The sequence below is a fragment of the Actinoplanes sp. NPDC049668 genome (assembly GCF_044465445.1).
Taxonomy (GTDB): Bacteria; Actinomycetota; Actinomycetes; order Mycobacteriales; family Micromonosporaceae; genus Actinoplanes.
This window is the reverse complement of the sequence record NZ_JBITLR010000007.1, coordinates 600,089-619,493: the sequence shown is the minus strand read 5'-3', so window position 1 is coordinate 619,493 and position 19,405 is coordinate 600,089. Positions and strand designations below refer to the sequence as shown.

At 72.7% G+C, this 19,405-nt stretch carries 17 protein-coding genes; 6 read left to right on the top strand and 11 right to left on the bottom strand.

Annotated features, from left to right (window positions below):
• Positions 1 to 103 precede the first annotated feature (103 nt).
• The 7 genes from ACIBSW_RS30890 to pgsA form a co-directional block, all read right to left on the bottom strand.
• Positions 104 to 859, bottom strand: coding sequence for a YebC/PmpR family DNA-binding transcriptional regulator (locus tag ACIBSW_RS30890; RefSeq protein WP_354727626.1), 756 nt, complete (start codon positions 857 to 859; stop codon positions 104 to 106).
• Positions 860 to 883: 24 nt separating this feature from the next.
• The gene (pdxT, locus tag ACIBSW_RS30885; protein WP_354727627.1) at positions 884 to 1,492 is read right to left on the bottom strand and encodes a pyridoxal 5'-phosphate synthase glutaminase subunit PdxT; all 609 of its coding nucleotides are present in this window, start codon (positions 1,490 to 1,492) and stop codon (positions 884 to 886) included.
• A gap of 262 nt (positions 1,493 to 1,754) precedes the next feature.
• Positions 1,755 to 2,663 (bottom strand): pyridoxal 5'-phosphate synthase lyase subunit PdxS, encoded by a 909-nt coding sequence (gene pdxS, locus ACIBSW_RS30880; RefSeq protein ID WP_354727629.1) that lies wholly within the window; start codon positions 2,661 to 2,663, stop codon positions 1,755 to 1,757.
• A 143-nt stretch (positions 2,664 to 2,806) separates the two neighbouring features.
• Entirely contained in the window at positions 2,807 to 3,340 is a 534-nt protein-coding gene (locus ACIBSW_RS30875; protein WP_354727631.1) for a hypothetical protein, read from the bottom strand.
• 34 nt (positions 3,341 to 3,374) lie between these two features.
• A complete protein-coding gene (locus ACIBSW_RS30870; protein WP_354727632.1) occupies positions 3,375 to 4,532 on the bottom strand; it encodes a glycosyltransferase family 4 protein in 1,158 nt (385 codons plus the stop codon).
• A 13-nt stretch (positions 4,533 to 4,545) separates the two neighbouring features.
• Positions 4,546 to 5,442, bottom strand: coding sequence for a phosphatidylinositol mannoside acyltransferase (locus ACIBSW_RS30865; RefSeq protein WP_354727682.1), 897 nt, complete (start codon positions 5,440 to 5,442; stop codon positions 4,546 to 4,548).
• Positions 5,443 to 5,447: 5 nt separating this feature from the next.
• Positions 5,448 to 6,080, bottom strand: a complete 633-nt coding sequence (pgsA, locus tag ACIBSW_RS30860; protein WP_354727634.1) for a phosphatidylinositol phosphate synthase — start codon at positions 6,078 to 6,080, stop codon at positions 5,448 to 5,450.
• Positions 6,081 to 6,320: 240 nt separating this feature from the next.
• On the opposite strand from pgsA, the gene ACIBSW_RS30855 reads away from it, so the two are divergent.
• On the top strand, positions 6,321 to 8,474 hold the full coding sequence (locus tag ACIBSW_RS30855) for an elongation factor G-like protein EF-G2 (protein ID WP_354727636.1): 2,154 nt from the start codon (positions 6,321 to 6,323) through the stop codon (positions 8,472 to 8,474).
• Position 8,475: 1 nt separating this feature from the next.
• Here ACIBSW_RS30855 and ACIBSW_RS30850 read toward each other — a convergent pair whose 3' ends face one another.
• Complete coding sequence (locus tag ACIBSW_RS30850; protein ID WP_354727638.1) at positions 8,476 to 9,666, bottom strand: FAD-dependent monooxygenase; 1,191 nt, start codon at positions 9,664 to 9,666, stop codon at positions 8,476 to 8,478.
• Positions 9,667 to 9,719: 53 nt separating this feature from the next.
• On the opposite strand from ACIBSW_RS30850, the gene ACIBSW_RS30845 reads away from it, so the two are divergent.
• Entirely contained in the window at positions 9,720 to 10,313 is a 594-nt protein-coding gene (locus tag ACIBSW_RS30845; RefSeq protein ID WP_354727640.1) for a TetR/AcrR family transcriptional regulator, read from the top strand.
• Here the strand turns inward: ACIBSW_RS30845 and ACIBSW_RS30840 are convergent.
• Complete coding sequence (locus ACIBSW_RS30840; protein WP_354727642.1) at positions 10,275 to 10,829, bottom strand: HIT domain-containing protein; 555 nt, start codon at positions 10,827 to 10,829, stop codon at positions 10,275 to 10,277. The two genes, ACIBSW_RS30845 and ACIBSW_RS30840, sit on opposite strands and share 39 nt — an antisense overlap.
• A gap of 97 nt (positions 10,830 to 10,926) precedes the next feature.
• Between ACIBSW_RS30840 and ACIBSW_RS30835 the strand changes: the two genes are divergently transcribed.
• Positions 10,927 to 11,916, top strand: a complete 990-nt coding sequence (locus ACIBSW_RS30835; RefSeq protein ID WP_354727644.1) for a hypothetical protein — start codon at positions 10,927 to 10,929, stop codon at positions 11,914 to 11,916.
• Between the two features lie 15 nt (positions 11,917 to 11,931).
• On the opposite strand, the gene ACIBSW_RS30830 is transcribed toward ACIBSW_RS30835, so the two are convergent.
• Complete coding sequence (locus ACIBSW_RS30830; protein ID WP_354727646.1) at positions 11,932 to 12,471, bottom strand: hypothetical protein; 540 nt, start codon at positions 12,469 to 12,471, stop codon at positions 11,932 to 11,934.
• A 102-nt stretch (positions 12,472 to 12,573) separates the two neighbouring features.
• A complete protein-coding gene (thrS, locus tag ACIBSW_RS30825; protein ID WP_354727648.1) occupies positions 12,574 to 14,568 on the bottom strand; it encodes a threonine--tRNA ligase in 1,995 nt (664 codons plus the stop codon).
• A gap of 266 nt (positions 14,569 to 14,834) precedes the next feature.
• On the opposite strand from thrS, the gene ACIBSW_RS30820 reads away from it, so the two are divergent.
• The 3 genes from ACIBSW_RS30820 (at position 14,835) to ACIBSW_RS30810 (ending at position 19,392) form a co-directional block, all read left to right on the top strand.
• Positions 14,835 to 15,524, top strand: coding sequence for a response regulator transcription factor (locus ACIBSW_RS30820; RefSeq protein WP_184991431.1), 690 nt, complete (start codon positions 14,835 to 14,837; stop codon positions 15,522 to 15,524).
• Positions 15,525 to 15,532: 8 nt separating this feature from the next.
• Complete coding sequence (locus ACIBSW_RS30815) at positions 15,533 to 16,942, top strand: HAMP domain-containing sensor histidine kinase (RefSeq protein WP_354727684.1); 1,410 nt, start codon at positions 15,533 to 15,535, stop codon at positions 16,940 to 16,942.
• Between the two features lie 242 nt (positions 16,943 to 17,184).
• Positions 17,185 to 19,392: an RICIN domain-containing protein gene (locus ACIBSW_RS30810; RefSeq protein WP_354727650.1), complete on the top strand. Its 2,208-nt coding sequence runs from the start codon at positions 17,185 to 17,187 to the stop codon at positions 19,390 to 19,392.
• Positions 19,393 to 19,405: the final 13 nt, after the last annotated feature.

The window sequence follows — 19,405 nt, the reverse complement described above, 5'->3', positions numbered from 1 at the left end:
GCCCCCCCCCCCGGCGGCCCCCCCCCCCCCCCCCCCCCGGGGGGCCCCCCCCCCCCCCCCGGCCCCCCCCCCCCCCCCCGGGGGCGCCACGGCACGGCACGGGCTACAGGTCGAGCAGTGCGAGCGTCTCGTCCGAGACGTCGAAGTTGGCGTAGATGTTCTGCACGTCGTCGCAGTCCTCGAGGACGTCGATCAGCTTGAACACCTTGCGCGCCGCCTCCTCGTCGACCGGGACGGTCGTGCTCGGCACCAGCGAGGACTCGGCCGACTCGTAGTCGAGGCCGGCGTCCTGCAGGGCCGTGCGGACCGCGACCAGGTCGGTCGGCTCGCTGACGATCTCGAACGACTCGCCGAGATCGTTGATCTCCTCGGCGCCCGCGTCCAGGACGGCCAGCATGAGGTCGTCCTCGCTGACGCCGTCGGCCTTCTGGACGATCACGACGCCCTTGCGGGAGAACATGTACGTCACCGAGCCGGCGCCGGCGAACGAGCCGCCGTTGCGGGTGAGCGCGGTGCGGACCTCGGTCGCCGCGCGGTTGCGGTTGTCGGTGAGGCACTCGATCAGCATCGCGACGCCGTTCGGGCCGTAGGCCTCATACATGATCGTCTGCCAGTCGGCGCCGCCCGCCTCCAGGCCGGAGCCGCGCTTGACCGCGCGATCGATGTTGTCGTTCGGTACGGAGCTCTTCTTCGCCTTCTGGATGGCGTCGTAGAGGGTGGGGTTGCCGGTCGGGTCTCCACCGCCGATGCGCGCCGCGACCTCGACGTTCTTGATCAGCTTGGCGAACATCTTGCCGCGCTTGGCGTCGATGACGGCCTTCTTGTGCTTGGTCGTCGCCCACTTGGAGTGGCCGGACATGCGAAACCTCCGTGGTGTACCGCGTTAACGAGCGTCGTCTGCGGCCCGGCGGACCAGCTCGACGAAGTACCGGTGGACGCGGAGGTCGCCGGTCAACTCCGGGTGGAAAGCCGTGGCGAGCAGGTTCCCCTGCCGAACGGCGACAATCCTACCGGCGGCGGGTCCGGACGTGACGCGGCCCAACACGCTGACTTCCGCGCCGACCTCCTCGACCCACGGTGCGCGGATGAAAACGGCGTGGAAGTCAGGGCCGGCGATGCCGTCGATCGCGACGGCGGCCTCGAACGAGTCCACCTGCCGGCCGAAGGCGTTACGCCGGACGGTCATGTCGATGCCGGCGAACGACTCCTGGTCGGGCCGGCCGTCCAGCACCGTGGTGGCGAGCATGATCATGCCCGCGCAGGAGCCGTAGACGGGCATGCCGCCGGCGATCCGCTTGCGGATCGGGTCCAGCAGCCCGAACGTGATGGCCAGATTGCTCATGGTGGTCGACTCCCCGCCGGGAATGACGAGGGCGTCGACCTCCTCGAGCTCCTCGGGCCGCCGCACCGGCCGGGCCAGGGCGTCGCACTCCGCGAGGGCGGACAGGTGTTCCCGCACGTCGCCCTGCAGGGCGAGCACTCCAATATTCATGAACCCCTCAAAGCATCAGGTCGGCGCGACCAGCACGCCAGTGCCGAGGGCCTGGCGGTGGCCGCGGAGGTTTTCGCCGCTCACGCAGAAGGAAGGGCGCAGGGTCCTGTTCTGGAGCGACAGCTCCTCGGGACCCTGCGCCCGGCCTCGGCGTGAGCGACGGTCAGCACCATGCAACCAGGCACGACATGGTCCTGCCGTTGATCTTCATCTGCCCGCGTCTCGGCGGGAGCGACGAATTTGATCTTTTCTTGTTGGTGCCTTACCAGCCGCGCTCGGCGAGGCGGTGCGGCTGCGGGATCTCGTCGACGTTGATGCCGACCATGGCCTCGCCCAGGCCGCGCGAGACCTTGGCGATCACGTCGGGGTCGTCGTGGAAGGTGACGGCCTTGACGATCGCGGCGGCGCGCTGCGCGGGGTTGCCGGACTTGAAGATGCCGGAGCCGACGAACACGCCCTCGGCGCCGAGCTGCATCATCATGGCGGCGTCGGCCGGGGTGGCGATGCCGCCCGCGGTGAACATGACCACCGGCAGCTTCCCGGCGGCGGCCACCTCCTTGACCAGCTCGTACGGCGCCTGCAGCTCCTTGGCCGCGACGAACAGCTCGTCCTCGGGCAGCGAGGTCAGCCGGCGGATCTCGCCCCGGATGGTGCGCATGTGCGTGGTGGCGTTGGAGACGTCGCCGGTGCCGGCCTCGCCCTTGGACCGGATCATGGCGGCGCCCTCGGTGATGCGGCGCAGCGCCTCGCCGAGGTTGGTGGCACCGCAGACGAAGGGAACCGTGAAGGCCCACTTGTCGATGTGGTTGGCGTAGTCGGCCGGGGTCAGCACCTCGGACTCGTCGATGTAGTCGACGCCGAGCGACTGCAGGACCTGCGCCTCGACGAAGTGCCCGATCCGGGCCTTGGCCATCACCGGGATCGAGACGGCGTTGACGATGCCGTCGATCATGTCGGGGTCGCTCATCCGCGAGACGCCGCCCTGCGCCCGGATGTCGGCGGGCACCCGCTCGAGCGCCATGACGGCCACGGCGCCGGCGTCTTCGGCGATCTTGGCCTGCTCCGCGTTGACCACATCCATGATCACACCGCCCTTGAGCATCTCGGCCATCCCCCGCTTGACGCGGGCGGTACCGGTGACGGACGTGGGCGCGCTCTCCGAGCTGGACACAGCGAAACTCCTCAAGGTGGGTGGACTGCCCCGATTTTAGGCGCGTCCCGGCGGGCCGCCGATGGCCAATCAACCCCACGGTGGCCTGCTTGCCCGGTGCCAAAAACCCGACGATCATGGGGTAACGCGACATTCCAGTCGCGTCAGGTGGCGGCCTGGACCGGGACCGGCGGCTCCGGGATCGGGCCTCGGCCCGCCGCGGCGGGCTCCGGCAGGGTCGGATCCGCGATCTCGAAGTAGCCGGGCCGCTCGTAGCCGCGCGCCATCCGCAGCACCCGGACCAGCGGGCGCCGCCGCGCGGTCAGGGCGTCGCGGACCAGGTCGGTGTGCACCTGCCGGGCCAGCGCCACCCGCCGGCTCGTCGCGACCAGCGCGTGCGTCGCCTCGTCCGGGGCCGGCAGCGGGACCGACCGCAGCTGCCGGGTCAGGTCGTTCTCCGCGACCTCGCGCTCGTCCTGCTCGGCGTCCAGCGCGAGCCGGGCCGCCGCGTAGAGCTCGACGGACCCCGCGTGCTCCGCCACCACCGCGGCCGCCGCCGCGCGGCGCATGAGGTGCGCGTCGAGGGCCCGTCGGGCCGAGGCCGCGCGCAGGTGCACCCGCTCGACCCGGTGTGCGGTCCAGGCCAGGTATCCCGACAGAGCGGCCGCCACCGCGAGCACACCCAAGACCCACCACATGCGGGCATCGTAGTGCGGACTTGTTTCGACCGGCCTACTGCCCGGACCGTGGCCCGGCCCACTCCTCGTCGAACACCCGGCCGTCGGTCGCCTCGATCGCGGCGGCGTAGACCTCGAGAATGCGGTCGGCGACGCTCGGCCAGTCGTACGCCTCGACCGCGGTTCCGGCCGCCGCCGCCAGGGCCGCCCGGCGGCCGGGGTCGTCCAGCAGCTCGCCGAGCAGCGCGGTCAGCGCCGCCACATCGCCGGTCGGGAAGAGCGCGCCGGCCCGGCCGCCGTCGAGCACCCGGCGGAACGCGTCCAGGTCGCTCGCCACGATCGCCGCGCCGGCGGCCATCGCCTCCGTGAGGATCATGCCGAAGCTCTCGCCGCCCGTGTTCGGCGCCACGTAGAGGTCGACGCTGCGCAGCATCCGGGCCTTGTCCTCCTCGCTCACCAGGCCCAGGAACTCGACCCGGTCGTGCAGGTCGGCCGGGATGCCGTCGAAGAGCTCGGCGCGGTCGCCCGGTCCGGCGACCAGCAGCCGCAGGCCGGGCCGTTGCCGGGCGAGCGCGACGAACGCCGTACGCAGCAGGTCGAAGCCCTTGCGCGGCTCGGTGAAGCGGCCGAGGAAGCCCAGCGCCCCGCCCTCGCCGGGCCATCCCGGCAGGGGCTCGGCCGCGGCGAACTTCGCCACCGCGACCCCGTTGGGGATCTCCACCGCGCCGCCGCCCAGGTGCTCGACCTGCACCTTGCGGGCCAGCTCGCTGACCGCGATGCGCGCGGTGATCTTCTCGACCACCAGCTGGAGCATGCCCTGCGCCGCCGAGAGCGCGCGGGAGCGGATCATCGCCGTGTGGAACGTCGCCACCACCGGGCCGCGGGCGGAGAGCACCGCGAGCAGGGCGATGCTCGGCGTCAGCGGCTCGTGCACGTGCAGCACGTCGAACCGGCCGCGGGCCAGCCAGCGCCGGACCCGGGCGGTGGACAGGGGGCCGAACGAGACGACCCGGGCCACCGAACCGTTGTAGGGCAGCGGCAGCGCCCGGCCGGCGGACACCACGTACGGCGGCAGGTCCGCGTCCTCGTCGGCGGGCGCCAGCACGCTGACCTCGTGTCCGAGACCGATCAGGGCCTCCGCCAGGTCGACGATGTGGTTCTGCACGCCGCCCGGCACGTCGAACGAGTACGGCGAGACGATCCCGATCCGCACGCCGGCCCGCCCCTCAGCCCCGGGTGTTCTGGTCGAGCCACATCTTCTGCAGCATGTGCCAGTCCTGCGGATGGTCGGCGATGCCAAGCGCGAACGCGTCGGCCAGCCGCTGGGTGGTCACCTGCACCCGGTGGTCGAGCGCGCCCTCGGCCGGGTCCGGCAGCTCGATGCGGCGCATCTTGCCGACCGTCCGGGTGGGGGTGAACCACAGGTCGACCGCGTAGAGCGGCGCGCCGGTCCGCAGCGCCACCAGGGCCGGCCCGGCCGGCATCCGGGTGCGGCCGCCGAAGAACTCCACCTCGACGCCGCGCGCGGACAGGTCACGGTCGGCGAGCAGCGCGACCGCGTACCCCTGGCCGGCCTTCTCCGCGAGCACGTCGAGCGGGGGGCGCTCGCCGCCGGTGAGCGGGAGTACCTCCATGCCGAGCTTCTCCCGGTACGCGACGAAGCGCTCGTACACGGCCTCGGGCTTGAGCCGCTCGTTGACGGTGATCAGGTTCCAGCCGTTGGAGACCACCCAGGCGGCCGCGGCGTCCCAGTTCGCGACGTGCGGCAGGGCGAGCACGACGCCGTTGCCCTCCTTCAGCACGGCGTTGAACTCGTCGGCGTCCTCCAGGTGGAAGTCGGTGAGGAAGTCCTCCTTGCGCTGCGAGGGCAGCCGGAAGGCCTCCATCCAGTACCGCGCGTACGAGCGCAGGCCCGCCCGGACCAGCTCGTCCAGCTCGGCCTCCGGCAGGTCGGGGCCGACGACGGTGCGCAGGTTGCGGCGCAGCCGCTGCGTGCCCCGGCCGTTGCCCCGGGCCGCCCGGTCGGCGCCGGCGTTGAAGAGCGCCCGGGCCGCGGGCAGGGGCAGCGTCCGGACCAGGCGCCAGCCGGCCGCGTAGCCCAGCTCGGTCAGCCGATCACGCAGGGAGCTCACGCCGGGTCACCCGTGACGGGAGCCTTGTCGGACTTCGCGGCGTGTACCAGGCGCTGGAGGACCGTGATGAGTGAGAGCACGGCGAGGAACCATAGCGTGGCCGGCAGGCCCCACTCCAGGCCGGCGGCGCCCAGCAGGCCGCCGACGCCGACGATGAGCAGCCGCTCGAGGCGCTCGGCGATGCCGACGTCCGCGTCCAGCCCGAGGCTCTGCGCCCGGGCCTTGACGTAGGAGACGACCTGGCCCGCGGCGAGACAGATCAGCGCGGCGACCAGGCCACCGTACGGATTGCCCAGGCCGGCCAGGTAGTAGGCGACGGCGCCGAACACGGCGGCGTCGGCGAGCCGGTCCATCGACGAGTCGAGCAGGGCGCCGAACTTGCCGGCCGGGCCGCGCATGCGGGCCATCGTCCCGTCGAGGGCGTCGGTGAGCGCGAACGCGGTGACGATCACCGTGCCCCAGAAGAGCTCGCCGCGCGCGCCGAAGCCCAGCGCGCCGATCAGGACGCCGATGGTGCCGGCGACGGTGACCATGTTGGGGGTGACACCGACACGGAGCAGGAAGCGGGCGGCGGGATTGAGGACGTATGACACGAGGGCGCGCGCGGGCACGCTGACGATCTTTGCCATGGCCGTCCCACCATAACGGCGCCCGAGCACAACGGGTACGGCCTGCGTCACGCGTCGCCGGATCGTCACAAAGGCCGGTTCGGAACTACAAAGGGTTGCGGCGGCGACTGCGCTGGGTGTCAGATCCAAGGACGGGGACGTAACAGCCAGGGAACACTGAGGGCTGCCCGCCTCGATCCGGCCGAGTGCCGGCTCGGGAGAATGGGCGCCGACCGGCTGCCGACAGGAGGGCGTCACAGCATGACGCAGAAGATCCAGGAGAAGGGGCTCACCGCGGCGGTGGTGACCGAGCCCGGCAGGGTACGCAACGTGGTGCTGGTAGGCCACTCCGGCGCGGGCAAGACGACGCTGATCGAGGCACTGCTCGCCGCGACCGGCACGATCTCGCGCGCGGGCACGGTGGTCGACGGCACCACGGTGACCGACCACGACCCTGCGGCCGTACGCCAGCAGCGGTCCGTCTCCCTCTCGTGCGCACCGCTGGTGCACGACGGAGTGAAGATCAATCTGCTCGACACCCCCGGCTACGCCGACTTCGTCGGTGAACTGCGGGCCGGCCTGCGCGCGGCGGACGCCGCCGTCTTCGTGGTCTCGGCGGTCGACGGCGTCGACGAGGCCACCGTCGTGCTCTGGGAGGAGTGCGCCGCGATCGGCATGCCCCGGGCCGTGACGATCACCCGGCTGGACCACCCGCGCGCCGACTACGAGGGCACCCTGCAGGACTGCCAGGAGGCGTTCGGCGAGAACGTCATGCCCATCTACCAGCCCATGCTCGGCGACGACGGCCAGTCCGTTGTCGGCCTGCTCGGGCTGGTCAGCCTGCGGGTGCTCGACTACTCGGCCGGCTATCCCCCGCAGGCCCGCGAGGCCGAGCCCGAGCACCTGAACCCCATCAAGGACGACCGCGACCTGCTCATCGAGGGGATCATCGCCGAGAGCGAGGACGAGACCCTGATGGACCGGTACGTGGCCGGCGAGCTGATCAGCACCGACACGCTGGTGCCCGACCTCGAGAAGGCCGTGGCCAAGGGCAATTTCTACCCGGTCATCCCGGTCTGCGCGGAGACCGGCGTCGGGCTCGACGCGCTGCTGGACGGCATGGTCAACGGCGCGCCGTCGCCGCTCGAGCACGAGCTGCCGGTGGTCACCGGCGTCGACGGCAGCCCGCGGCCGCCGATCGTCTGCGACCCGGACGGCCCGCTGGTCGCCGAGGTGGTCAAGACGACGATCGACCGGCATGTCGGGCGGGTCTCCCTGGTCCGGGTCTTCTCCGGCACGCTGCGCCCCGAGCTGGTCGTGCACGTCTCCGGGCACGGCCTGGCCGAGCGCGGCCACGCCGACCACGACGCCGACGAGCGCATCGCGCACGTCTACTCCCCGCTCGGCTCCCAGCTGCGCGAGGTCGGCGCGTGCGTCGCCGGCGACATCTGCGCGATCACCAAGTCCGGCAGCGCCGAGACCGGCGACACCATCTCCGGCAAGGACAAGCCGCTGCTGATGGAGCCGTGGACGATGCCGGAGCCGCTGCTGCCGATCGCGGTCGTGGCGAAGTCCCGCTCCGACGAGGACGCCCTGGCCCGCAACCTGGCCCGGCTCGTCGCCGGCGACCCGACGCTGCGGCTGGAGCGCAACCCGGACACCCACCAGCTGGTGCTCTGGTGCATGGGCGAGTCGCACGCCGACGTGGTCCTGGACCGGCTCCGCTCGGGCGGCGTCGAGCTGGACACCGAGCCGGTGAAGGTCTCGCTGCGCGAGACGTTCGGCGCGAAGGCGAAGGGCAACGGCCGGCACGTCAAGCAGTCCGGCGGCCACGGCCAGTACGCCGTCTGCGCCATCGAGGTCGAGCCGCTGCCGCGGGGCACCGGCTTCGAGTTCGTGGACCGGGTGGTGGGCGGCGCGGTGCCGCACAACTACATCCCGTCGGTGGAGAAGGGGGTACGCGCGCAGCTCGAGCGGGGCATTGTGGCCGGGTACCCCGTCGTCGACCTGCGGGTGACCCTGGTGGACGGCAAGGCGCACAGCGTCGACTCCTCCGACGCGGCGTTCCAGACCGCCGGGGCGCTGGCCCTGCGCACCGCCGCCGAGCAGGGCCAGGTCACGCTGCTGGAGCCGGTGGACGAGATCGTGGTACGGGTGCCGGACAGCTACGTGGGCGCGGTGATGAGCGACCTCTCCGGCCGCCGCGGCCGCCCGCTGGGCACCGAGTCCGAGGAAAACGGCGAGCACAGCCTGGTCCGGGCCGAGGTGCCCGCCACCGAGCTGGTCCGCTACGCCGTCGAGCTGCGGGCCCTGACCTCGGGCACGGGCACCTTCACCCGGCTGTACGCCCGGCACGAGCCGATGCCCGCACACCTGGCCGACGCGGTGCGCAAGGAGCACGCCGCCGCCCGGTGATTCAGACGGCCGGCGCCATCGGGTGGGAGGGCAGCTCGATGGCGTTGGCCGCCTCGTGCAGCGGGCGGGTGATCCGCTCGATGAGCTGGCGCCGGAGCGGGTGGTACTTCAGCGTCCGCATGCCGTAGTTGCGCACGGCCGACGACAGCCGGCCGCCGGGGACCATGTCGCCGGCCATCTTGCGGCCGAAGGCGAGATTGCGTTCCACGTACGGCCGCAGCGCCGCCTCGTAGGAGTCGAACGCGGCCCGGTGCCCGCCCGCTGCCGCCGCCAGCTCGCCGGCCAGCACATAGGCGCCGACCAGCGCCATGCTGGTGCCCTGCCCCGCGGCCGGCGAGGGGCAGTACGCCGCGTCGCCGAGCAGGACGACCCGGCCGGCGGACCAGCGCGGCAGCTCGACCTGGCTCAGCGAGTCGAAGTAGACGTCGCGGGTGTCGCGCAGCACCTCCAGGAAGCGCGGCACCCGCCAGCCCATCCCGGCGAACCGCTCGGCGAGCACCGAGCGGTCCGGCACCGGCGAGTCCGAGCCGAAGACCAGCCCGACCTTGGCCGGCGCGCCCGCGCCGGTGCTGTAGGCGAAGACCATCCGGCCGGGCTCGGTGTAGAAGACCTCCTCGCGGTCCAGGCCGAGGTCGTCCGGCACGTCGAAGATCGAGATGTGCGCGCCCAGGTGACGCAGCGGCACGTCGCCGAAGGCCATCCGGCGGGTGGCCGAGTGCAGCCCGTCCGCGCCGACGACCAGGGCGAAGCGCCGCACGGCGCCGCTCGCGAAGGTCACCTCGACGCCGTCGGCGTCCTCGATCATCGCGGCGATGGCGTCGCCGAAGACGTACTCGACGTCGGCGGCCGTCGCGTCGTGCAGGATCCGGGTGAGGTCCGTGCGCATGACCTCGAGGTCGTCGCCGCGCCGGCCCATCAGCAGATCGGCGTCGAGCCGGGCGATGGGCCGGCCGTCGCGCCGGACGTAGGTGACGTGCCGCATGCCGGTGTCGGCGGCGCGGGCGGCCTCGAACAGGCCCATCCGCTTGAGCACCTCGGTGGCGGCGCCCCGGATGTCCACCTTGTAGCCGCCGTCGCGCAGGACCTCCGCCCGCTCGACGACCGTGGGCACGAAGCCGTGCCGGTGCAGCTGGTGTGCCAGGGCGGGACCGGCCAGACCGGCGCCCGAGATCAGTACCTCGCGATTCGTCATGCGGCTACTATACAAATGTCTTATACGTTTGTATAGAACTTAGGATGTCGACCATGGGACACCGCGAAGACCTGCTCGCCGGAGCCAAGCGCTGCCTGTACGAGAAGGGCTACGCGCGCACCACCGCCCGGGACATCGTCGCGGCCTCCGGCACCAACCTCGGCTCGATCGGCTACCACTACGGCTCGACGCAGAGCCTGATGAACGCGGCCATGCTCAGCGCGATCGAGGAGTGGGGTGAGGCGATCGGCGCGGCCCTGGCCACCGGGGCCGACGACGGGACCGACGACCCGCTGGTGCGCTATTGGCGGCGGGTGATCGGCACCCTCGGCACCCATCGCGAGCTCTGGCTGGCCAGCGTCGAGGCGATGCTGCAGAGCGAGCACTCCCCCGAGCTCAAGGCCCAGATCGCCGCCGGCATGGAGCAGGGCCGGCGCGGTCTGGCCGCGCTGCTCACGGCCCGCGACGAGGAAAGCCTCGACGAGCCGACGGTACGCACGGTCGGCTCGGTGTCGCTGGCGCTGATGTCGGGCGTGATGACCCAGTGGCTGACGGACCCGGAGCACGCCCCGTCGGCCGAGCAGATCGCCGCCGGGGTCCGCGCGCTCTCAGGCCTGGTCGGTGACCTCGGCCCAGGACTTCACTAGCAGGGCCCGGGTGTCGCCGAGCAGCTGCGGCAGCACCTTGGTCCGCCCGATCACCGGCATGAAGTTGCCGTCGCCGCCCCAGCGCGGCACCACGTGCTGGTGCAGGTGCGCGGCGATCCCGGCGCCGGCCACCGAGCCCTGGTTCATGCCGAGGTTGAAGCCGTGCGGGCTGCTCGCATGCCGGATCACCCGCATCGCCCGCCGGGTGAACGCGGCGACCTCGACGGTCTCCTGCTCGGTCAGCTCGGTGTAGTCGGCGACGTGCCGGTACGGGCAGACCAGCAGGTGCCCGGGGTTGTACGGGTACAGGTTCAGCACCGCGTACACCAGCAGGCCGCGCGCCACCACCAGGCTCTCGCCCTCGGGCAGGCCCGGCGCGACGCAGAACGGGCAGCCGGCCGGCTTCTCGTAACCGCCCTCGGGGCGGCCCTCGCCGGTGATGTACGCCAACCGGTGCGGCGTCCAGAGACGGTCGAGGCCGTCCGCCTCCTCAGCGCCTTGCCCAGCGTCACTCACCCTCTCACCCTAGGCCAGGTACCCACCGGACCGCCCGCGCGCGGAAGACATCGACGTACGTCATAGAGTGGCGGTGATCGATGCGAGGTGGACGACCATGGGTGGGACGCATTCCCGGCCCCGGCGAGAGGTGTCGCCGACGGCACTGGCGGTGGTGGCGCTCGTCGGCTGCGCCGCGGCGGTGGCGCTCGGCGTGATCTGGATGCGCGGCGACGACGAGGCGACGGCACCGCCGGCGGCCGTCGCCGTCGTGCGGCAGCCCTGGCAGCTGACGCTCGGCCTCGACGCGACGGCGGGGTACCTGGTGACCGCCGCGGTCGCCGACGGCGGGCGGCAGAGCCTGACCGTGCAGGACGTCGCGTTCAGCAGCAGGCCGGACGGCGTCTACGGCGGCGAGGTGACCGCGTTCCCGCCGGGCACCCTGGACGAGGGCCAGTTCCGCGCCGGCGAGCCGGTCAACGGCGCGTTCTACCTGCCGGACTTCGTCTTCCCCGAGCACACCGCCGGCGACGCGCGGCCGTGGCGCACCGCGGCGGTCGGCCGACCGGACCCGTCCGGCGTCTGGGTGGTCGTCTACGCCGACCCGGCCCGCGCCACCGGCGGCGCGGCCGTCGACCGTGACGACCTGCTCCGGCTGGCCGCGGCCGTCCGCGTCGGCGCGCCCCGCGACCTGCGGATGCCGCTGCGCCTCGGCGCCGGCCTCCCGGCCGGGCTGCAACTGACCTACGTGCGCTCCCCCGACCAGCGGATCGACCGGCGGCCGTCGGCGATCGGCCTGAGCGCGGCCGCCCGCAGGCCGGCCGGCGCCGGCGTGTACGCGGCCGCGCCGCACGGGCTCGACGTCACCGTCCTGACCGCACCCAGGGACGCCGGCTGGGACGCGCGCCGCGCCGCGCTGACGGGCGCGACCAGCAGCGCCGGGCTGCGGGCCTGGTACGAGGAGGGCCGGCGGCTCACCGTCCAGGCGGAACGCTGCGTCGTCACGATCGAGGCGGCCCTGCCGCGCGCGGAGCTGGACCGCCTGGTCGAGCGGATGACCATCGGGGACTGCGCCGACCCGGACTCCTGGATCCCGCCGCTGAGCTGATCCCCGGCGTCCGGGCTACTCGGCCAGGGACGCGCGGCAGCGCTCGTCGACGAAGGTGTCGAGCGACATGATCTCCGAACGTTCCCGGCCGGCGGTGGCCAGCACCTGACCCGGCCCGATCCTGGGCAGGTCGGCCGCGGTGAAGGCGAGCCTCGGCGCGACCGAACCCTCGGGCCCGTAGTTGGCCGAGTCGAGGAGGTAGGACCGGCCCGGTTCGATGGCGGTCAGCGGCACGACGCTGAGGATGCCGCCGGTGTTCTCGGTGGTGACATCCCAGCCCGGCCGCGCCTTACCGAACAGCTCTACGTCGACCCGCTCGGCACCTTCCGGAACGTCGACCGTCACCGACCAACGGGTGATCTGTCCCTCGACGGCGTCGTCCAGGGACAGTTCGACGCCGACCGACGTCTTTCCACAGGCCGCGAGGACCGCCGTCGGCCGGCCGTCGATCACGGCCAGCGCCGCGATCTGCACCGGGTCCGGGCCCAGGTAGCAGCCGCCCAGCGCCGACCAGGAGATCAGCACCGCGGCCGCCGTACCGAATGAACGCCGCACAGTGGAATGCTCATCGACCGTCGTCACACGACGGTCACGGACCGGCGGCGGTTGGGCCGGGGTGGGCGCGCGGCCGCGCGCCTACCCCGGCACCGCGCTATCTCAGGCCGCGGACGGCCCGGTGTTGACCCGCGAGCGCACCACGTCGACGACGTGCGCCACCGCCTCGTCCAGCGGCACGCCGTTGCGCTGGGAGCCGTCGCGGTAACGGAACGAGACGGTCCCGCCGTTCACGTCGTCGTCGCCGGCGATCGCCATGAACGGGATCTTCTGCTGCTGCGCGGTGCGGATCTTCTTCTGCATCCGGTCGTCGGAGTAGTCGACCTCCGCGCGGATGCCCTCCTTGCGGAGCCGGGCCACGAACTCGCCCAGGTAGTCCGCGTGGTCGTCGCGGATCGGGATGCCGACCACCTGCACGGGCGCCAGCCAGGCCGGGAACGCGCCCGCGTAGTGCTCGGTGAGCACGCCGAAGAAGCGCTCGATCGAGCCGAACAGCGCCCGGTGGATCATGATCGGCCGCTTGCGGGTGCCGTCCGCCGCCGAGTACTCGAGCTCGAAGCGCTCCGGCAGGTTGAAGTCGAGCTGGATGGTCGACATCTGCCAGGTCCGGCCGATCGCGTCCTTGACCTGCACGCTGATCTTCGGGCCGTAGAACGCCGCGCCGCCTGGGTCCGGCACCAGGTCGAGGCCGGACTCGGTGGCGACCCGGCGCAGGGTCTCGGTGGCGATCTCCCAGTTCTCCTCGGAGCCGACCGACTTCTCCGGGTTGCGGGTGGACAGCTCCAGGTAGAAGTCGTCCAGGCCGTAGTCCTTGAGCAGCTGCAGCACGAAGGTGAGCAGCGAGGTCAGCTCGGCCTCGAGCTGGTCCTCGGCGCAGAAGATGTGCGCGTCGTCCTGGGTCATGCCGCGGACCCGGGTGAGGCCGTGCACGACGCCGGACTTCTCGTAGCGGTAGACGGTGCCGAACTCGAACATGCGCAGCGGCAGCTCGCGGTAGGACCGTCCCCGGGACCGGAAGATCAGGTCGTGGAACGGGCAGTTCATCGGCTTGAGGTAGTAGTTCGCGCCCTCCATCTCCATGGGCGGGAACATGCCGTCCGCGTACCAGTCGAGGTGCCCGGAGGTCTCGAACAGGTGCCCCTTGGTGATGTGCGGGGTGTTCACGAAGGAGTAGCCGGCCTCCTCGTGCTTGATCCGCGAGTAGTTCTCCATCTCGCGGCGGATGATGCCGCCCTTCGGGTGGAACAGCGGCAGGCCGGAGCCCAGTTCCTCGGGGAAGGAGAACAGGTCGAGGTCGGCGCCGAGCTTGCGGTGGTCGCGGCGGGCGGCCTCCTCCAGCACCTTCTGGTACGCCTTCAGCTCGTCGCGGGTCGGCCACGCGGTGCCGTAGATCCGCTGCAGCTGCGGGTTCTTCTCGCTGCCCCGCCAGTACGCGGCCGCGCTGCGCATCAGCTTGAACGCGCCGATCAGCCGGGTGCTGGGCAGGTGCGGCCCGCGGCACAGGTCGCCCCAGACGCGCTCGCCGTCCTTGTCGAGGTTGTCGTAGTGGGTCAGCTCGCCGCCGCCCACCTCCATGACCTCGGCGTCGTCGACGTCGCCCTTGATGTCGACGAGCTCCAGCTTGTACGGCTCATCCGCCAGCTCGACCTTGGCCTCGTCCAGCGAGCCGTACTCGCGGCGCCGGAAGGTCTGTCCCGACTTGACGATCTCCTGCATCCGCTTCTCGAGCCGCGCCAGGTCCTCGGGCACGAACGGCTTGGGCACGTCGAAGTCGTAGTAGAAGCCGTTCTCGATCGGCGGGCCGATGCCGAGCTTCGCCTCCGGGAAGATGTCCTGCACGGCCTGGGCGAGCACGTGCGCGGTCGAGTGGCGCAGCACGTTGAGCCCGTCGGGCGAGTCGAGCGGCACCGGGGTTACCTCGGTGTCCAGCTCCGGCGCCCAGTTCAGGTCGCGGAGCCGGCCGGCCGGGTCGCGCACGACGACGATCGCCTTCGGGCCCGCGACGGGCAGGCCGGCGGCGGCCACCGCGTCGGCCGCCGTAGTCCCGGCCGGGACGACTAGGGCGTCGGCCACGACTTGGGTACGGGGTGCAGACACGGTGATTCTCCATTCACTGGAATTGCGGGGTCGACAACGATGCTAGTAGGTCCATTTGCTCATCCTTCGCGCGACGCGGCCACCGGATTCCGCGACGGGGCGAACGGAGATCGAGACCGTCACTGTCGGTCAGGACGGCGGGGAGGCGGCGTCCCACGTCACCGCCATCTGTCCGAGTAGTCCGCAATGTGACTACCCTCCGTGCTTGATAGCTGCCTCTCAATGACAAATTCGGCCTGGCTTGCCAAGGGCAGTACCTTCTTCGCATGGCCACGGTGTTGCTCGTCGAGGACGACCACGTCGTGCGCGGTGCGATGCTCCGGTCGCTGGCCGACCGGGGACACGCCGTGCACGCCGTCGGTACGGCGCTCGACGCCCTGCGCCGGGTCGCCGCGGAGACGCCTGACCTGGTGGTGCTCGACCTGGGCCTGCCCGACCTGGACGGCTCGGACGCGCTGCGGATGCTGCGCGGCATCACCGACATCCCGATCATCATCGCTACCGCGCGTGACGATGAGCAGACGGTCGTGCGCCTGCTCCGGGCCGGCGCCGACGACTACATGGTCAAGCCGTTCACCGGTGCGCACCTGGACGCGCGGATCACCACGGTGCTGCGCCGCGTCGGCCGGGCCAGCCGGACCACCCAGCCCGCCGTGCACGAGGTCGGCGACCTGCGGGTGGACATCGGCGAACGCAGCGCCAGCCTGGCCGAGCAGCCGCTGGCACTGACCCGCAAGGAGTTCGACCTGCTGGCTTACCTGGCCGCCCGTCCGGGCCGGGTCGTCTCGCGTCGTGAGCTGTTGGAGGAGGTATGGCGACAGCCGTCAGTCGGCGAGGACCAGACGATCGACGTACATCTGTACTGGCTACGTCGGAAGCTGGGCGAGTCCGCGGCGAAGCCTCGTTACCTGCGCACCGTGCGGGGGGTCGGATTCCGGTTGGTGGCGCCGGACTGAGGGCGCGGCTGGCCTATGTCAGCGCCGCCACCACCACCATCGCCGCACTCGCGTTCCTCGTCCCGCTGGGCTGGGAGCTGCGTCAGGACCACCGCGAACAGGCCGTCTCCGCCGCCGAGCAGCGCAGCGCCAAGGTCGCGGGCGCCGTCGTGTCCGGCGCGAACGCCAAGGCGCTCGACGCCGCCGTCGCGGGCGCCGGCGGCGGGCTGATCGTGCACCCGCCGGGCGCGACCGGCAACACCCGCGCGGGCGCCGACGACGTCCTCGACGCCGCCAAGGGCACCGAGCCGCTCGTGATCGACGTGGACGGCGGCCTGGTGGTGCTGGAGCCCGCCCGCACCGGCAACAAGACGTCGGTCGTCGAGGTCTTCGTCAGCGACGACGAGCTGAACGCTGGCACCGCCCGCGACCTGTGGATCCTGCTCGGCATCATGCTGGTCCTGGTCATCGGCTCGGTGATAGTGGTGGACCGGCTGGCCCGCGGCGCGGTCGCCTCGGTGCGCGGCCTGGTGCACGCCGCGATGGCCGTCGGCGGCGGCGACCTGGGCGTGCGCATCCACCCGTCCGGCCCGCGCGAGCTGGCCGAGGCCGGGTACGCGTTCAACCGCATGGCCGACCGGCTGGTCACCTCGCGCACCAGCGAGCGGGAGCTGGTCGCCGACCTGTCGCACCGGCTGCGGACGCCGCTGACGGTGCTGCGCCTGGACGCCGAGGCGCTGGACCCCGACGACACGCACATCGGCGAGTACTCCGCGGCCGAGCTGGACCGCCGGCGCGGGATACGGCGGATCAGGCAGGCGATCGTCACCCTCGAGGCCGAGGTCGACCAGCTGATCAACACCACCCGGCAGGCGGTCGCCGCCCAGGTCGCCGCGCCTGAGGAGGGCGTCTGCGACGCGAGCGAGGTGGTCCGCGACCGGATGGTCTTCTGGTCGGCGCTCGCCGGCGATCAGAACCGGCAGTACCGGGTGGTCGGCGCGCACCTGCGCATCCCGGTGCCGGTGGCCCGGGCGGAGCTGGCGGCGGCGCTCGACGCCGTGCTCGGCAACGTGTTCCGCTACACCCCGCAGGGCACCGCCTTCGAGGTGGGCATCACCCGGCGCGACGGGTGGGCGGCGGTCCGGGTCGACGACGCGGGGCCGGGCATCGACGACCCGGAGAAGGCCCTGCGCCGCGGCGAGAGCGAGCAGGGCTCGACCGGCCTCGGCCTGGACATCGCGCGGCGCGCCGCGCAGGCCACCGGCGGCTCGGTGAGCATCGACCGGGCCGCGATGGGCGGCGCCAGCGTGGTGATGCTGCTGGCCGACGCCGAGGCCCTGCCGAAACAGGCGAGCCGGTTCGGGCTGGTCGGCCGGCTGGCCCGGGAACGCGATCCGGTGAAGCGCAAGTGGCCGCATCAGCGCACGGACGAGACGTGAACGCCGGCCGCCAAGCACCGCCCAGGCGAAACACCCGGACGGTACAACAATTGCTTAGATCTGTATTAAAGGCGTTCCCCTGGCGCGCCAGGACTGACACGCTCTATCCCGGTCCCACCCGGCTGTCCGGCCCGCATCCCACGGCACGACCCCACATCCTGGGCCGGAAGAGCCGATCAGCGGTGGGAGGTGGTCACCCCATAACCCCCTCCCACCGCGCCCCCGCAGCACGAGGAGATGGTTTGTCCAGCCACCGACAGTCCGCGCTGCGCGCGGAGGCGCTGCCGGGCCGGCGGCGTCCCGTCCCCGAGCGCGGGCGGCGTCGCGCGACATCCCGACCGCACCGGCTGCTGCCGGCGGTGGTGCTGGGCGTCGCCGTGCTGGGCATCGGCGGGGTGGTCGGGCCGAGCGTCGTCGGCGACGCCTGGAGCCCGGACGACGACGGCGACCGCGAGCGGATCACCTACGCGTCCCTGCCTCAGGACGACCCCGGCCAGGGCCTGGTCTACGAGGGCCTGGTGCCGGCCGGCAAGGGCTCGCTCTGCGCGGGCATGTACGAACTCGACGAGGAGACCTGCACGCACGGCCCGGACACCGCGCCGGCCGGGCTCGCGGTGAGCCGGGACGTGCCGCCGGTGACCGTGAAGGCGCCGGAGCCGGAGGAGCCGCGGCTCGAGGCCGCGACGGTGCCGGCGGACGCCGAGATCGTCCGCGACCAGGGCGGCAGCTCCCTGTCGCCCGGCGCACCCGCGCTGATCCCGGACGCCGCGCCCGGCGAGGCGGACTTCATCATGGGCGCGCACGACGTCGCCTGCGAGGGCGACGGCCGGACCGGCAAGCGGGTCCAGGTGCTCTACCTGCACGAGTTCGGCACGCCGAGCCGCTACACCGGCTTCGTCGGCTCGATCCGCACCTGGTCCGCGGGCGTCGACCAGATCTTCGACGCGAGCGCGGCCGAGACCGGCGGCTCCCGCCACCTGCGCTTCGTGACGACGCCGCAGTGCCGGGTCGACGTCGCCGAGGTGCAGCTGCCCGAGGGCGCGCTCGAGTCGTTCACCGGCAACATCGCCGCGCTGCAGACGCTCGGCTACAACCGCACCGACCGCAAGTACCTGATCTTCGCGGACACCAACGTGTACTGCGGCATCGGCACGTTCGTCGCCGACAACCGGCCGGGGCTGGGCAACCGCAACAACGGCGGGCCGTCGTACGGCCGGGTCGACGCGGGGTGCTGGAGCTCGGCGGTCGCCGCCCAGCAGACCACCCAGATGCTGGGCGCCCTGCTGCTGGACTCGCCGAACTCCACCGGCGCCGGCAGCTGCACCGACGACCACGACCTGCTCTGCGCCGGCGACCGCTCGGGCACCGCGCTGCGCACGGTCTGCCCGAAGAAGCACGAGAACCGCCTCGACTGCGGTCACGACGACTACTTCAGCACCGACCCGGCCCCGGGCAGCTACCTGGCGAAGAACTGGAACGTCGCGCAGAGCGAGTTCCTGCTCGGCGGCGACGGCGGCAGCGAGGCGCCGGCCGCACCGGACCAGCCCGACGCGCGGCCGTCGGTGACCCCGCGGGCCACGCCGTCCACCGGGACGCAGTCGCCGGTCGTGCCCGTGCCGGGCGCGAGCGGCGGCGACGCGTCCGACGGCGGCGGCGACGGCGCGCCGCCCGGCCCGCTGGTGCCGGTGCCCGGCCTGCCGGCGCCGACGACGGGTGCGCCCGCCGAGGAGGCGACCGGGCCGCCGCCGCAGGTCGTCACCACGGACCTGGCCGCCGCGCCGGCGCAGGCGTTCCTCGAGGTACGCGAGCCGACCAGCACCTCCGTCCGGCTCACCTGGGGCGCCGCCGCGCCGAATGCGACGTACGAGGTCGAGGTCGACGGGGTACGGGTCGCGACCACGGTCGCCACCCGGGCCCGGCTGATCGGGCTACGGCCGGACGCCAAGTACCAGGTGACCATCCGCAGCGCCGCGAACGGCTACACCGCCCGCGGCACGGCGCAGTCGGCGCCCGCGGCCCGGCCGGCGGCGAACGCGTGGTTCGTGCTGACGAACTCGCTGACCGGCGGCGCCGCCGACCTGTACGCGGCCCGGACCGCCAACGGCACACCGGTGTCGCTCGGCGGGGTGGACGGCGACTCGCAGCAGCAGTGGCGGCTCGTGCCGGCCGGCGGGGGCGGCTACTCCCTGCAGTCCCGGGCCACCGGAAAGTGCGTGGTGCCGCTGGGCGGCAACCCGGTGGCGGGCGCGCCGCTGGTGCAGGGCGACTGCGCGAGCGCCGACGGCGGCCGGTGGTCGCTGTTCGCCACGGACCACGGATTCAGCCTGCGTACCACCGTCGGTGACCTGGTCGCCGGCGTGGGCAGCCAGCGCTTCGGCGCCGCCCGGCTGCTCGTCCTGCAGCAGCCGGACAAGGCCCGGCACCAGAGTTGGACGGCGGTACCCGGCTGAGTTCCGGGCGAGG